Below are 15254 nucleotides of genomic sequence, written 5' to 3' on the forward strand. Positions count from 1 at the left end.
GAAAAGTGTTACCGCGCAATCCTGCTGCTAAAGCATCCTCGTTAACTGAGGTATAACCGGCGTGCGCGACGCGCCGTGTTTGTTGAGATGAAGTTTTACAGATGGACCGAAAATGCAACATCAGATAAATGGAGGAAATTGGTCACTTTGCTATCAGGACCAGTTTTTAGGAGAGTTCTGAGGCTGGAAAAGCAGCAGCGATAACCCGGCCACAAAGAAGATAACAACTTAAAAAACAGTCAGATAGTTGCCGCTACAATGCATTTTAGCAACTGAGGTGCGCCAGGGTTATGATCGGGGCTGCCCCGTTTGCTTACCACATTTACGGCATCGGGGAGCATGCGCCACGTATGCGGTTGTTACTTTAAGCGGGGGAGTACGGGGAGTTCGTGATTTTTTGATGTCGGGATTGGCAGGCTAAGCATTCCGGTCAGTTAACCGGAATGCTTGATCATCTCAACGGCTTAAAACCGATAACCTACAGCGATGTTAAAACCATTGATGGCAACATCTTCGTTATATTTTACGCGAGTACCTTCATAGCCAACACTTACAGAGAGGTTGCTGACAGGATTCACGACAACGCCAGCGCCATAGGCGAAAGAGGTTTTATTTTCGCTATATTCTTCGGAAAAGACTCCGGGATAAGTCACGTTCTCATCCACTTTGGTATGGGCAACACCAATTAATCCATAGAAGCTGATGTATTCATTGATGCGATATGCCGGACCTGCCATCAGTGAGTAATATTTCACTTTGGTTTTTCCATCATATCCGCTGACATCGCCATAAAAATCTTCTCGCTCAGAAAAACTTTCATCGCCTTTCATGTAGCTGAATGAGCCAATCACACTGAGAGGAGACTCCCATTCATAGCGATACTGAACGTTGACGCCACGGATGTTTTTAAAGTCTTCAACTTTGCTTTGTGCATATCCAACCGAGACGGTGTGATTATCAGCCAGCGCATTGCTGCCCACGAGAAGACCGCCACACAGTAATGCCAGCATCGTCATTTTAGAGGTCATGTAATTAATTCCTTTTCATAATTTAACATTATTTTCCTGCGCTTAACGCAGGACTTCATTCCCTGAATCACCAATACCCGACGGACAGGATAGAGTTTTTATCAATCCGTCTTTATCGGACAGGAATTTCATGTAGCGCTCCGCGCCTGATGTTCAGATCGGTCGGAGAGCATCTATTCATACCCGGATTTTTTAAAACAGGCTGGCCTGAGTCAATGTGAAACTTAAACGCCAGCCTTATTAAATGGCACTTCGGCCACTTAATTTAGGTTAAGTAAAGAATTTAACCACAGGATTCATCCTGACGGTTAGTTATCAATCAATTCTTAATGGCATTATTAGACCAAAAAGAATTAGAGGTATCAAGGCCGAGTTGCCATAAAAAAGCAAAAACCCCTGAAAACCATTACTGCACATAGATCCAGAAAACCATACTGCGTTATACAATCCATTAACGCAGATTACTAACTTGCCTGAAATGTTCCCAACCCTTTAAAAGACTAAGTTACAGTTTTATTTAACCCCTCCTGAATACAATGAAAATATTCGGAAAGATAACACCTGTATTTTCCCAAAAAGCGTCACCCTCAAGCTGACTGCCAATGCTGCCGCCGGTGCTCATGCCTAAGCTCTGGTGCTCGGTTTTATAGTACGCGTGGTTCTCAATGTTGCTGAAGCCCAGTGTATTGATGTCGAAATGGTCTTTATCGGCGGTGGCGGTGGAGTCTATCACCGCACCCTTCTACCTGGTGTGCTCACCTGCTGTCATATCAAAACGGTGCCATGTCGCAACCCTTATTACCGGTTTTGGTGGATATATGGACGTAACCCGGAAGACAGAATAAAAGCTGGTTAACGCGGATTCACAGCATGAAAGCCAACCCGTAACAGTTAATACAGAAGGCTACAGGAAGAAGAAGTGAATGAAAGCCAGACCGGAGAAAAACTATCTGGTTTTCAGAGACAACTCGCAATTTATTACTTAGCTTTTAGCGAGTTTACCTGGCAGGTGGTGTATATTTAAACAGGTAAAAACAGAACAGGAAGCACATAACGAGAGATTTTTTTAGCGCGGACTGAAGGTGGTGGAACACCAACAGCCCGCTGACCACCACCAACTGATAAGGAGTTGATTATGGCTGACACGCATCATAAGCCAGGAACCCGCACGGCCACAACCGCTGCGCATTATTACAGAGTGGGATACCGCCCTAATAGGGGCCAGCCGAACCCGCTGCCGCAGCTCACCATCAAAGGCCGCTGGCTGGAAGCTCTGGGTTTTACTACCGGGCAGAAGATCGAGGTGATCACCGGGCCGGGGCAGTTGATCATCCGGCTGGCTGGGGAGTGATCGGCAGATAAAAATTCCCGGCGCTGTGCGGCCGGGATTTCTTCAGTGACTTAATGAGTAAGCTTTTACAAAATCATTATACGTTTCATGAAGATGGTAAAATTTTGCATCGGGATCATCTTTCAATTCTTCATATCTTTTCATTAGCTTTTTGAATAATCCCTCAGGTGCAGGATAAGGAACTGCCTCATTCTTTGCACAGTAAAAATAAAATAATGCTTTTTCAAGCTCCGCTATGGATATATTCTCAGAATTATTATTTAAATATTCGAACGCATAAGACCATTGCTCTGACAAAAATAAAAAGCTTAGTGCTGAACCTTTAATAAAAATACCATCGACATTGTTTGAGTTGAGTATTTTTTTACAAAATAACATGCACTGATCTTGATCTTTAACTAATAAATCACTAAGGCATTCTAACGCATCATCCTCAGGATAATTGTATGACTCCGAATCTACATAGCCATTAGTCAAGTAACTTTTTAAACCTTCAATATTTTTTTCTATTCTACTCACTTTCATCATTTGAAGGCCCCCGTATTAACAGTTGAAAGTCTTTTCGTGCCATCAGGAAGCATTGTCCATGTAGCATAAACTCTTACTCTACCGTTAGGCCCTGATACAACAGCAGATGTTTTTCTATTTTCTAGCGTAGCAACCTGTGCTGAATCCAATAACTTATCCATTATCATGCTGTTATTGCTATCAGTATTTCCTATGCCTGCCTCATCTAATACCCGAGACATATCTTGAGAACGTTCAATATAATGGATTTGTTTTTCTAACACTTCCATTCTTTTCGCATTACTTGGATCTTTTGCAAACTCTTTTTGACTGCTAATTTTTGCATCTTTTAAAGAATTGTATTCTCCCTGTAAAGACTCCAGGTCGCCAGAAGCTTTTCCACGCATGTAGAGCTCAATCTTATCGACTGGTATTTTCGCATCCCCTTTCACTGCTGTAACATGATTTTTTCCGTTAGCATCCGGCAAGGACTGTATTTCAAAACTACTGTTCAGGCGTTGTTTACCTGCCAGTGCTTCTATTTTACCCGCTGCTGCTGACCCAATTACAGGCGTCATGGAAGCAGCAACTATCTGCATCCCTTCATATGTTGACACATACTGCTCAGCTGTCGCTTTATCAACCTCAAAGTGCGACATGGCATAGTTAACCATCGCATCCTTAACCTGCTGCTGATTCTGCGCATCAACACTGGTGATATTCAGCAGGTTCACTATCTGCCCGTAGGCATCCGGGTACATGTCGCTGACTTTATTATTGTAGTTTCCGGTCTCATACTCACCTTTGACCGAATAAGCTTCTAACCTTGCCGAAGCACATGCGGGGGTGGCAGCCCGGCCATTACCACAGGCATCCGTCACTTTCTTGTCACGGCTGATGTTTTTCTCACGCAGGTCGTTTATCTTCTGCTGTGCCTGCTCACGCTCTGCCGGGTCGTTGCTCTTGAGTTTTTGCTTCGCTATCTCAAGCTCTGTCTTTTCGTTAACGTGCAGCCAGTTATTCTCAACCGCATTTTTACCCGCCTGCGCGCCCGCCACCGCACCGCCCGTGCTGTCTCCGGCCACGCCGCCCGCAAGGCCCGCCGCCAGCGTCCCCAGCGCGCTGATGGTCTGCCGCTGCTCCTCACTGAGGTCTTCGCGCTTAACTCCCGGATACATCTGCTGCGCAATATATTCGCCCATCGCCGCGCCAGAAGCACCCGCAAGTGCAGGATTACCCGACGCGTATGACGTCACCGCGCCCACTACCGCGTGCGCAATCAGGTTTGCCTGAACATTCACCACCTCTTTGCCATCCGGGCCTTTTGTGGTCGTCAGCGTGTGTATCTGCTCCGCCAGGTACGGCGCGGCCCCTGCTGCTGTTGGTGGTGTCGGTGCGCTCGCTGTTCTGCGCTGAAAGCTGGCTGATGTCGTTTTTCGCCGTCAGGTCGAGGCCGTGCCCCCCCTCCCCGCCTGTAGCTGGCTGCCCTGCACGAGGATGTCGTCCACGCTGCCCGGCTCCGCGCCGGTGGGGTGGCGGTGATGATAAGGTTAATCGAATTGCTGCGATTATCAGGTAACTGACTAGTTATAAAGTAAAAACCCCGGTCGGAGGGCTAGTTTTTTTACTTAATTCATTGAGGTTTATTGTAATGTTCTGGGAGTTTGTATCCTTCAGGTATTTCAGGCCAAGTGTCCTGCTGATTTATCATTATCACGTCATCTACAATATCTTGATAAAGATTTGACATGTTTAACGATGCCATTCTCACTCGCGTCAATGCGCATCTAATAGCTATTTTATCTTTAGCTTTTATTGTTTTTTCAAGCAATTCCGTTGCATTAAGAAAATCGGCAACATAGTCTTCATAGTTTTCAACAACCTCTGATTCAATATTGATGTTGGATTCTATTTTTTGATCAACTACGACATTGAGCAGGCTGTATTTGAGTTTATTCAAAGATGACATCATTTTATTTTTCGACCTTCAGCTTCAGCTTGTTGAGTTTTTCTTTCATTTACAGAACCATCCAAATTCAGAACAGCCCTGAAGTTTCCTCGTTTATCAAAAACTTCGATATGATCCTTGTGTAAACCATCCAGATAGAATTGATCGCCTTTTTTAATATAATCACCAATTTTGTCCGTAGCCTTATAGATGCTTTGCCCCTGATACTGCTGATTAGTTTTTTGAGTATTATCCTTAACTATATTACCAAACCCAGGTTGTTTTAGAAATTCACCCATATTACCTACAGAATTTTTATTTGGCTCAAAATCCTTAGCCAGATAAGCCAGATCATCCTTATTCTGCTCAGGGATCGGCGTAACCGTGGTATTGCCTCCCGTATCCGGCATACCATCCGTATTTCCGGTATTGCTGGATCCCTGCTCACCAGACTGATCCGGCGTGATCAGCGGAGTTCCCTTATTCTCATCCTGCGCCGGATTGACCAGCTTACCACCCGTCAAATCATCATTAACCGGTACGGTTTCGGTTTTGCTGCCTGCTCCGTTCGTGTGCTGCTGTGCCGTAACCACAGCCATTATCACACAGCTGGTATTCGCCAGGCAGGTCGCGTCCAGCCCTGCTTTTACCTTTTTGGTCAGCGCCAGTGCCGCCTGTTCATTTGCGCCGCCCTGGCCCGCTTCGGCCACTGCCGCCGCATCCAGCAACGATTTAGCCTGCATCATCTGCAACATGCCCATGCTGACCATGTTATTGCTGATTTCGTTCTGGCCCGCCTGCGCTCCGGCTACCGTGTCCGCCGTAGTCTCTCCAGCCAGACCACCTGCAAGACCCGCCGCAACCGTTCCCAGCGCAACCAGCGTCTGCTTCTGCTGTTCGCTAAGCTGACTGACCGGCACGTCACCGTACAGAACATTTTTGATGGCTTCACCCATCGCGGCGGTGGTAGCCGCGCCCGCCGCACCTGCTGCCGCTGAATTACCCTGTGCGGCAGCTATAACTCCGGCCACCGCAGCATGTGCCATTATACGACTGGCCTCATCCGGCGCTTTCTGCTTAATCAGTTCTGCAAGGTAAGGGGCCGAACCGCCAGCCAGACCGGCTTTCAAATCGCCCCCCGCCAGCCCCTGAATCGCCGCCGTCGCCGCGCTGATGCCCTGCTGCACCGAGCCGCCGGTTCCCAGGCCGCCGGCCAGCATCTCCCGGTTGTACAGCGTCTGATAGACCTGTCCGGTGATGTCGGCCGCGGTCGGCTCCTGACCCGGGTTCGCTTTGCGCCACTGCGCTTCGGCGTCCCTCTTCTGGTCCGGCGAGATGTTCTCCATCTTTTCCGTGGCCGCTCTGGTCGCCGCAATCTCGCCCTGCGTCCGCGCGATGTCGCCCGCCTGGCTGCCGATTTCCGCCAGCAGCTGCACCGTCTCCATCCGCCGCTGCTCTTTCTCCTTATCGAAGATTTTATCCAGCCCCGGATTCGCACCCGCCGCGTCGCGGCTCAGCGCCGACACGTCCTGCGTCTGCTTCGATGTGTCGCGGATGACGATAGTGCCGTCGCTCACCGCCGCCTTCGTCACCGACGAGGCGCTGCCGCTGCCGTTCAGCCCCGCCAGCAGACCGTTCGCCATGTTGCCTTCGAACTGGCTGCCGATGCTGCCGCCGGTGCTCATGCCCACGCTCTGATGCTCGGTTTTATAGTCCGCGTGGTTCTCTATGTTGCTGAAGCCCAGCGTGCCGGTGTCGAGACGGTTCTTATCGGCGGTGGCGGTGGAACTGATGACCGCGCCGTTCAGCTGGGTGTGCTCACCCGCCGTAACGTCAAAGCCGCCCTTCCCGGCAAAGATGCCGGTCTGCTCGGCCACGCTCTGCCAGTTGCTGTGCATCTTATCCTGGCTGAGGTTGACGCTCGCGGAGCCGGTCATCGAGCCGAAGGTGAAGCTGCCGCCCGCGCTGGCGTTCTGCTGCTTACTATCGTAGCGGTCGCTGTCCTGTTCTGAGGTCAGCGTCAGGTTGCGGCCGGTATCCACCTTCACGCTGTCCCCGCGCACCTGTGCGCCGGTCAGCGTGGTGTCGCGCCCGGCGTTCAGGCTCAGCCCGTTGCCCGCCGTGAGCGTAGTCTCGGTATGGGTCAGCCCGTTGCCGTTCTCCCGGCCTTTGCCCGCGTTGACGCTGGCTGAAACGCTGATGCCGTAGCCGCCCGACCCGGCGGTCAGGCCGATACCCAGGCTGCCGCCCTTGCTGCTGTTAGTGCTGTCGGTGCGCTCGCTGTTCTGCGCTGAAAGCAGGCTGATGTCGTTTTTCGCCGTCAGCCCGAGGTCGCCGCCCGCCTGAAGCTGGCTGCCCTGCACGAGGATGTCGCCCGCGCTGCCCGGCTGTGCGCCGGTGGCGGTGATGGCCAGGTTACCGCCCGCGCCCAGCGTACTGCCCTGCGCTTCACGGCTTTCGGTGCGGGTCTCGCTTTTCGACGTCTGGCTGCCGTAAGAAAGACTGATGCCGATCGAGTTGGTGGAGCCTTCTTCATAACCTTTGTCGCCCGGCTTCAGGCCTGCGGCGGTGTTTCTGGCGTTCGCCGCGTCGGTCTGCGCGCCGTCCATCTGGTAAGCCTGCGCGGCCTGGGCCGCCGTCAGCGCCGCTTTGGTGCCCTGCAACGCCTTCAGCCGGTCATCGCCGCTCTCATCGGCGGTACGGGCGGTCTGCACTGCCGTGTTCAGCGCCGCGCCCACGGTGCCGGACAGCGCCAGCGTCAGCCCGCTCTGCTTCTGCTCGGTTTTCGTCAGTGCGGTGTGGCTGTTTTCGGCCGCACTGAGGGTCACGTCGCTGCCGCTCAGGGAGAGATCTTTACCGGCGATTACGTCGCTGCCGTGCACGTTAAGCTGGTTACCGGCGCTGAGGGTGACGCTTCCGTCGCTGCTCCCCACCGTGCTGCCGCGGCTGAGTGCGCCGCTGGCATCGGTGCTGCTCTTCTGCATCGCCTGACCCACGGTGAAACCGATGCCGCCAGTGCCCATCAGGCCAGATTTTTTCTCCTCGCGCTGATGCACTTCATCACGCGTTTCTGTGGCGGTCGTGATGCTGAGATCGCGGCCAGCGGTCAGCGCAACATCCTGCGTACCGGCGACGTTGCTGCCTGTTACTGCAATGTCGCGGCCCGCCTGAAGCCGGACGCTGTCGCCGCTAAGCGTGGTACTGAGCGCCTCGCTGCTGTGCAGTTCGTCGTGGGTTTCCAGACTGCTGCCCGACAGCAGGCCTTTGCTCGACTGCCTGCTGTGTTCGGTGAGATCGGTACGGCTGTTGCCCGCGCTGAGCACGATGTCGCGTCCGGCGCTGGCGGTCAGTGTCCCGCCCGCCGTGACGTCCGCTGCCGTAGCGCGGATATCCTGTCCGGCACTCAGCTGCAGCGCGCCGCCGGCGGTGATGCGTGACCCGGCATCGCTCTGCTGTGACAGGCGACGGTAGTTGCTGCTGTTCCAGCTGTCATTTTCAGTGTGCTGCGTGCTGAGGGTGCCGAGCGTCAGGTCATTGCCCGCCTGAATCTTCGTGGTGCTCTTCTCTCCGGCGTTGCCGATATCGCTGGCGGCCAGGGTGATGTTGTTCAGCGCGCTCAGCGTCAGCGCACCGTCGGTGTCCTGCACGTAGATACCGGCCGGACGATCTATCCAGCGGTCGGTGCCGTCGCCGCGCAGCGTTGACTGGCTGGTAATATCCCGTCCGGCCAGCAGCGACACCTGCTTATCACCGCCGATGACGCCGCCCAGGTTAGTGATATCCTGACGGGCGGTGAGACTGACCGTGTTGCCGCTGATGTAGCCGCTGTTGGTCAGCGACTGCGCCGTCAGCTGCGTCACGTCGCGACCCTTAATGGTCCCGCTATTAGTGATGTCGTTGCGGGCATTCAGCGCCACGCTACCGCCCCCGATCAACGCGCCGTCGCCGGTTAAGTCACCCTGCTTCACTTTCGCATAAACCTGCGGTACCAGCACGGTCTGCTGTGTGCCATCCGGCAGCGTCACGGTCTGATTCACCAGCCAGACGATATCGCTGGTGAGCAGCGCCATCTGCGCCGGGGTCAGCGCCACACCGAGTTCCAGTTCGTAGGCTTTGCCGAAGGCTACCCCATTATTCATCAGTCCGCGATACTGATCTTCATCACTGCCATACCCGCTGATATAGCGGTTGCCGGTCAGCTGAATAATCTGATCGCGCACCAGTCGCTGCTCGTAATAACCATCGCCCAGCCGCTTCAGGATCCGGCTGCTGTCGGTGGTCAGAGCGTTCTGCATATAGTCGCTGCTGAGCCACTGCTTCTGATTCACAAAGCGCGGATCGGTCTCGACCAGGTAATGGCTGTCACTGCCAGGTTGCAGCTGGTACAGGCTGTTGTCCGGCAGCCGGATATCCGGTGAGACGGCGCGGATCACAGGCGTAATCGTCTGTCCGTCGACGACCGTTGCTGGCAGTGTCAGCGAGAATTGTTGCCCGGCAGGTAACAGCAGCGGCCGGTCTTTAAGGCTGCCGAGCTTGTCCAGTGTCAGCGCACTGTCATAGCGTAATCCGGCTGGCAGTAACGCACTGCCGCTATCCGTGGCACTCAGTGCCACTGCCGCAACCGTCTGCTGGAGAGCAGGTGTGTCGATGCGGTCAGCCTGCGCGGTGACGCCCTGCTGCTGGCGGTTGCCGGTCTGATAGCCATTTCCCTGCGGCGCGGCATTCGCCTGCCAGCTCAGCGTCTGCAGATCGATGGTTTCCGTCACGGGCGCCGGGCGGTAGTTTTTCTTATCTTTGCCCTGCGACGTTTTGGTTCCACCCAGTTTCTTTTTCTTCTTCTTCGCATACCAGCGAACCGATTTCCCGTCGTCCGTGGTAACGCGCGTTCCTTTTGTCGCCTGATTATTCAGCTCGCCTATCTGACCGCCGAGCACAGCACCCGCGACAATCTGGCTGTCGTGGTTGTTAAGACGGCCGGCGCTAAAGGTCATGTTACCGCCCGACAGAATCTTGCCCGGATCGCTCTCTTTGATCTGGGTTTCTTTCACTATCCGCCGGTAGTCATACTCATAAAACTCGCTGCCGCTGGTGCCATCCGGCATTTTTGCCGTGTGCACGCCATATTTGTTTTTTTTGCTGGTATCCACGTCGGCCCAGTCAAAACGATCGGTGTGGCCTTTTAGCACCGCGTCGTGATGCTGGCTATCTTCGGTCGTAACGACCTGCGTGGTCAGGTGGCGGTTGGTATTGTTGATTTCCGCCATGCTGATCGTGGCATCCTGCCCGGCCTCAATTGTTGCCCCGTCATTGTTGAGCTGCTGCCCCTGTCCGGTGGCCTGATTATTCGCATCCAGCTGGCCACCAATGTGCAGATCGCCATCACTGTAGATCAGCGCATGGTCGCGGTTGTTCAGCGTGCCAGCCGCAATATCCAGTCGCTGCCGCGCCGCAATCACCGCCGCTTTGCCCGCTTCGCTGAGGTTGTTGAGCAGCGTAGCCGCAATGGCAATGTGATCGCCATAGATACGGCCGGTGCCGCTGTTATTCAGGACGCCCGCCACCAGGTGTGTCAGTCCGCCGTCAATCAAGCCGCGATTGTTCAGGGTGTCGGCTGCCGTAATTTCGGTCTGCCCGCCGCTTATCTCGCCATTTGCCTGATTACTGATATTTTGCGCGGTAAGGAATAGCGCCTGCTGAGCAGCAAGGGTGCCGTCGTTGGTCACGTTTCCGCCCGCCGTCAGCCGCAGCGTACCGTTGGCTTTGACCTCTGAGAGGTTATGGAAATCACCTGCCAGCGTGATGCCGAGATTCCCCTGCGACAACACCTGTCCGTCGCCACTCAGGGAAGCTGCGTTGATCTGCGCCTCTTTATCAGCAATCAGCGTGCCCTGCTGATTGCTGATGGCGAGCGCCTGCCCCTGGGCTGAGTCCTTAATAGTCAGCGTATCCGCTGACGAGATCAGCCCGCTGACGTTATCCAGTGCCTGTTGCACTGTAAGCGCCAGCCTCTGTTTTGCGCGCAGAGCGCCCTGGCTGTTTTCCAGCGTGCCAGTTTCGATAGTTAAACTGCCCGCTTCAATGCCTTTGCCGCTCTGTCGTGTATCGCGGTTGATCAGCGATGGCGTAGTGATCGTCATCTGCTGGCCGCCCTGAATCATCCCGCTACGGTTATCCATCTGCTGGCTCAGTGACAGGGTGCCGTTGCCGACGCTTTGCACTACCCCGTCACTGTTGTTCAACTGACCCGCCGTCAGCGACAACGTGCCTGCCGAAAGGAGTTTGCCCGCCTGATTAAGCAGCGCATTTTGTCCCGCATTGAGCGTCAGATCCGACCCACCCTGGATCTGTCCCTGCTGGTTATCCAGCGCGCCACTTTCAATATTGAGGTTACCGGCACCGGCAATAAGTCCGCGCTGGTTAGTCAGCGTCTGACCTGCCGTGGTGAGGGTGATATCCCCCGCCGACTGCAGTTTACCGTCACTGTTGTTCAGCGCCTGACCGTTGAAAGTCAGCCCTCCATTGCCTGCAACCTGTCCCTGGCTGTTGTTCAGTTCACTGGCGCTGAGTGATGCCTGCTGTCCGGCGGCAATGAAACCCGTCTGGTTATCAATTGCCCCGCTGCGCAGATCCAGACTGTTGAGGGCAACGATACCGCGCTGGTCACCACTGTCGCGATTGATCAGGGCGTGACCCTGAGTGTCCAGCGTCATGTCGCTGCCAGCCTGTAACAGGCCACCCTGGTTTTGCAACTCCCCGCTGGTGAGATCGAGCCGCCCTTTGCCGCCCGTCAGCGTGCCGGACTGGTTGTTGATATCGCCCGTCACAACCTGCGCGCCGCTATGACCGGTGATGAAGCCGCGCAGATTATCCAATGCGCCGCTGTAGAGCTTCAGCATGCCCGCACTGAACAGGCCGCCTGCGGCTCCGCTCTCACGGTTGATCAGGCTGTTGCCGTGGGTGTCCAGTTGCAGATCGCCACCCGACTCAATCCTGCCTGCCCGGTTGTTGAGGAGTCCGCTATCCAGTTGCAGGGTGCCTTTAGCGCCCAGTTGACCCTGCTGATGGTCGAAGGTCTGCTGATGAGTATCGATGCGAATATTCTGTCCCAGCATCACCCCGCTACGGCCATCAACCTGGCCGCTGGAGAGCAGCAGATCGCCGCCTGCAACAATGCCACCGCGTTCGCCGCTGTCGCGGTTATTCAGTTCGCCGCCCTGGGTGTTGACGGACAGCGCCTCACCCGACTGAAGCAGGCCGCGCTGGTTATCCACGCTGCTGCTTTCCAGCGTTAATCCATGATCGGCATTAATAATCCCATCGACGTTGTTCAGTCCACCGCTGGTGAGCCGCATAGCGCCCGCCGAGACCAGCGAGCCCGTGCTGTTATCAAGATCACCACTGCTGATATGCAGATTAGCCCCAGCAATAACGCCGCCTGATGCCGTGTTATTCAGCACCTCTCCGTGCGTATTAAGCTGCATATCACCGCCGGACTGCAGTCGCCCGCCGCTGTTATCCAGCGCGCCACTGCTCAGCAATAGTTCGCCCCTGGCGCTGAGCAGAGCAGACCTGAAATCAGCGGCCTGGCCCTGCGTATCGATCACCAGGTTTTGTCCCTGAATGATGCCGTGATCACCGGCTAACTTTCCGGTTAAGAGTTGCAGATCGCCGCGCGCCACAATGCCGCCGCGATCGCCGCTGGCGTTGTTGTTCAGCTGCGCGCCGTGAGTATCCAGTGAGAGCGCCTGACCCGATTGTAATAAGCCTCGCTGATTGTCGAGCGCGCCGGTCTTCAGCGTCAGCGCCCCATCAGACATCAGTGTGCCGTCAATGTTGGTCAGCAGGCCGCTGCTGATGTTGGCCGCCGAGGCAGCGGCGATAACGCCGTTCTGGTTATCCAGGTCGCCACTGTTAAGGGCAAGTGCGCCACCGCTGATTATCCCTGCTTTATCGCTGTCACGGTTAATCAGCGCCTGTCCGTGGGTATCAAGTGTCAAATCGCCGCCTGACTGGATCAGACCGCTGTGATTGTCCGTTGTCCCGCTGGAAATGCTGAGATCGGTACGGGCGACCAGGTTGCCGCCAGTATTGTTCAGTTCACCCTGCTGCGTGTCGATGGTCACGCCGCGGCCGAGCAGGGTTCCACGCTGATTATCCAGCGCCTGACTGCGCAAAGTGACCTGCTGGCCCGCTTCGATGCGACCCTGGGTGTTATCAATAGCCTCACGGGTCTTCAGCGTAGCGTCACCGCCAGTTGAAGCAATCAGGCCCTGCTGATTATTCAGGCTTGCGCTGGTGAGTTGCAGATTGCGACTGGCCTGCAGCGCACCCTGCGCGTTCGTCAGGGTCTCCTGAACATCCAGTTGCAGATCGCCGCTGCCCGCAGCCAGCAGCGTGCCACCGCTGTTATCCAGGCTGCCTGATGCAAAATGCAGATTACCGCCGCTCTCAATCCGTCCACCGCGGTTGTCTGTGTCACCCGAAACCGCGATCGCCATCTCGCCAGCGCCACGCTGCGACAGCAGACCCTGACGGTGATCCAGCGTGCCCGCCGTCAGCGTCAGCGACTCTGCCTGGGTGTGTGCCTGTGAGAGATCGAGCCTGTCGCCGCTGAGCGTTAACGCACCCGCTGACAGCAGATTGCCCTGATTGCCCTCCAGCCGGGTCGCATTAAGGTTCAGCGCGCCATTATTGCCCGCCAGTTGCACGGTGCCGCCCTGATTATCCAGCCATGGCGTATCCAGCTGCAGTGAGTCACCGTTACCTGCGATGAGCCCGCTGCGGTTTTCAATATGCTGCGCCTGCAGCCGGGTATCACCTTCATTGCTCAGCGTGCCCTGATTGTTGAGCAACGACCCCGTGGAGATCGTCAGGGTTTCGCGGTTTTGCTGGCGCAGCAGGCCGCGATTGTTACTGACGTTTTGTGCTGCGACAGCGAGGCTGCCGGCCGCCAGTTTGCCGTCATCATTGTTAAGTGCTGTCGCAGCCTGAATCCCGAGTGTACGACCCACCACCGTGGCGCCCTGGGTGCTGATATCCGCCTGCGTAGAGGTCAGCGCGATAGCATCTGCTGAGGTCTGGCTCCCGGCAAGATCGACCCGGCTGCCCCGCGCCTGAATCTGGTCGTGCGCCAGGTTTTTACCCCGCGCCTTAAGCTCACCCTGGCTGGTCAGCAACAAATTACCGGGCTGGCTCAGCGTCTCATTGCCGCCAACGCCTGCCGCCAGCGTACTTTCAGCGGTGCTCTCAATGGTGCTGCCGGAGAGTGTCGCGTTACGGCCTGCGCTCACCAGCCCGCTGTTGCGCAGCGTGCCGCTGGAGGCCAGCGAGACATCCTGCTGTGACACGATGTTGCCGCGGTTCTCCTGATCGCCAGTGCTGGCTATCTGCAGCGCGGCCTGACTTTGCAGCGTGCCGCTGTTCTCCAGTCTGCCATCCACGGTCAGGTGCAGTTCACCGGCGCTGGCACCCAGTTCACCGGCATTACGCACGCCAACGCCCTTTTCAGTGCCGGTCAGGGTGATTTTATGGGCATACATGCCGCCAATTGCCGCGACGTCGAGCGCAAACTCAGGCCGTGTCGTCCCATTATCCGCTTTCACCGTAGTGACGGTACCTTCGGTCGCAACCTGGTTCCTGCCCGTGACCACATTGAGTTCGCGGGCATGAACTTTTGCGTTAACCGCTACCGACTGCGCAATGATCTGGGTGTAGTCTGCATCGCTGTCATTCAGGCCCTGACCTTCGATATTGATTCGGCCGCCATTAACATCAAAGCCTTTGAGCTGGCCGTTTTCAATCAGCGCCTGTCCGGTGGTCAGCGTATTGCGGCTGGCGTTGATAAATCCGCAACCGTTACAGGTAATGCCTGACGGGTTAGCAATGACTACCGCAGCCCGCTTACCGGCTACTTCGATAAACCCGTTAAGCTGGCTGGGATTACGGCTGTTGACTTCGTTGAGGATGACCGTCGCTTCCTGCTTTGACAGCCAGGGGTTAGCCGCCACCATGCCACCCAGTTGAGTAGCCGTGTTCTGATGGCTGTTGTTCAGGATTGCGCCGCGCGCGTCAACGTCGAGCTGGCTGTACTGGTTGCGGGAAACACCCTGGCTATTGGGCGTCTGAATGTTGATTTGCGGCAGACCATTTGCGGTGGCCATGACGGTAGGCTGCTGGCTGCCTGGCGCGTTGCTGTCTGCCACAATGTTGGCCTGCACCGGCAGACTGACCACACCCGCTGCCAGCCAGAGTGCAAAGCTGAGCGGTGAGATCCGCACCCTCGCCTCTGCATATGAGGTGCGCTTCGGGCTTCGGGCAACACGTGAATAGCCGCTACGGGTGATGTCAGACACCACCATTAACATGCCGCGAACCCGGTTGAAGATAAGGCGATAGCAGAGTTTATTCATAATGCGCACAG

At 55.5% G+C, this 15254-nt stretch carries 5 protein-coding genes and 2 pseudogenes; 1 reads left to right on the plus strand and 6 read right to left on the minus strand.

Annotation, left to right across the window (positions count from 1 at the left end; genetic code table 11):
* Window positions 1–464 precede the first annotated feature (464 nt).
* Together EPG66_RS04420 and EPG66_RS04425 are read right to left on the minus strand one after the other, a co-directional pair.
* A complete protein-coding gene (locus EPG66_RS04420; protein WP_182686079.1) occupies window positions 465–1028 on the minus strand; it encodes an Ail/Lom family outer membrane beta-barrel protein in 564 nt (187 codons plus the stop codon).
* Between the two features lie 580 nt (window positions 1029–1608).
* Window positions 1609–1803: pseudogene (locus EPG66_RS04425) on the minus strand (hemolysin); the annotation flags it as partial.
* Window positions 1804–2163: 360 nt separating this feature from the next.
* On the opposite strand from EPG66_RS04425, the gene EPG66_RS04430 reads away from it, so the two are divergent.
* Window positions 2164–2379, plus strand: coding sequence for a SymE family type I addiction module toxin (locus tag EPG66_RS04430; protein ID WP_182686083.1), 216 nt, complete (start codon window positions 2164–2166; stop codon window positions 2377–2379).
* A 42-nt stretch (window positions 2380–2421) separates the two neighbouring features.
* Here the strand turns inward: EPG66_RS04430 and EPG66_RS04435 are convergent, their stop codons facing one another.
* The 4 genes and pseudogenes from EPG66_RS04435 to EPG66_RS04450 all read right to left on the minus strand — a co-directional run bounded on the left by EPG66_RS04435 (window position 2422) and on the right by EPG66_RS04450 (window position 15243).
* A complete protein-coding gene (locus EPG66_RS04435) occupies window positions 2422–2907 on the minus strand; it encodes a hypothetical protein (RefSeq protein ID WP_182686085.1) in 486 nt (161 codons plus the stop codon).
* Window positions 2904–4265, minus strand: a pseudogene (locus EPG66_RS04440) (VENN motif pre-toxin domain-containing protein); the annotation flags it as partial. The gene EPG66_RS04435 and the pseudogene EPG66_RS04440, both read right to left, overlap by 4 nt.
* Window positions 4266–4519: 254 nt before the next feature.
* A complete protein-coding gene (locus EPG66_RS04445) occupies window positions 4520–4855 on the minus strand; it encodes a hypothetical protein (protein ID WP_242456614.1) in 336 nt (111 codons plus the stop codon).
* Window positions 4855–15243, minus strand: coding sequence for a hemagglutinin repeat-containing protein (locus EPG66_RS04450; protein WP_182686087.1), 10389 nt, complete (start codon window positions 15241–15243; stop codon window positions 4855–4857). Before EPG66_RS04450 ends, EPG66_RS04445 begins: the two co-directional genes overlap by 1 nt.
* Between the last annotated feature and the right edge of the window lie 11 nt (window positions 15244–15254).

The organism is Pantoea pleuroti, from assembly GCF_014156615.1.
Taxonomy (GTDB): domain Bacteria; phylum Pseudomonadota; class Gammaproteobacteria; order Enterobacterales; family Enterobacteriaceae; genus Pantoea; species Pantoea agglomerans.

Excerpts from the sequence above, each read along its gene's own strand:
- EPG66_RS04435 (WP_182686085.1), bottom strand. The coding sequence starts at position 2,907 with ATGATGAAAGTGAGTAGAATAGAAAAAAATATTGAAGGTTTAAAAAGT.
- EPG66_RS04420 (WP_182686079.1), bottom strand. The coding sequence starts at position 1,028 with ATGACCTCTAAAATGACGATGCTGGCATTACTGTGTGGCGGTCTTCTC.
- EPG66_RS04430 (WP_182686083.1), top strand. The coding sequence starts at position 2,164 with ATGGCTGACACGCATCATAAGCCAGGAACCCGCACGGCCACAACCGCT.
- EPG66_RS04445 (WP_242456614.1), bottom strand. The coding sequence starts at position 4,855 with ATGTCATCTTTGAATAAACTCAAATACAGCCTGCTCAATGTCGTAGTT.
- EPG66_RS04450 (WP_182686087.1), bottom strand. The coding sequence starts at position 15,243 with ATGAATAAACTCTGCTATCGCCTTATCTTCAACCGGGTTCGCGGCATG.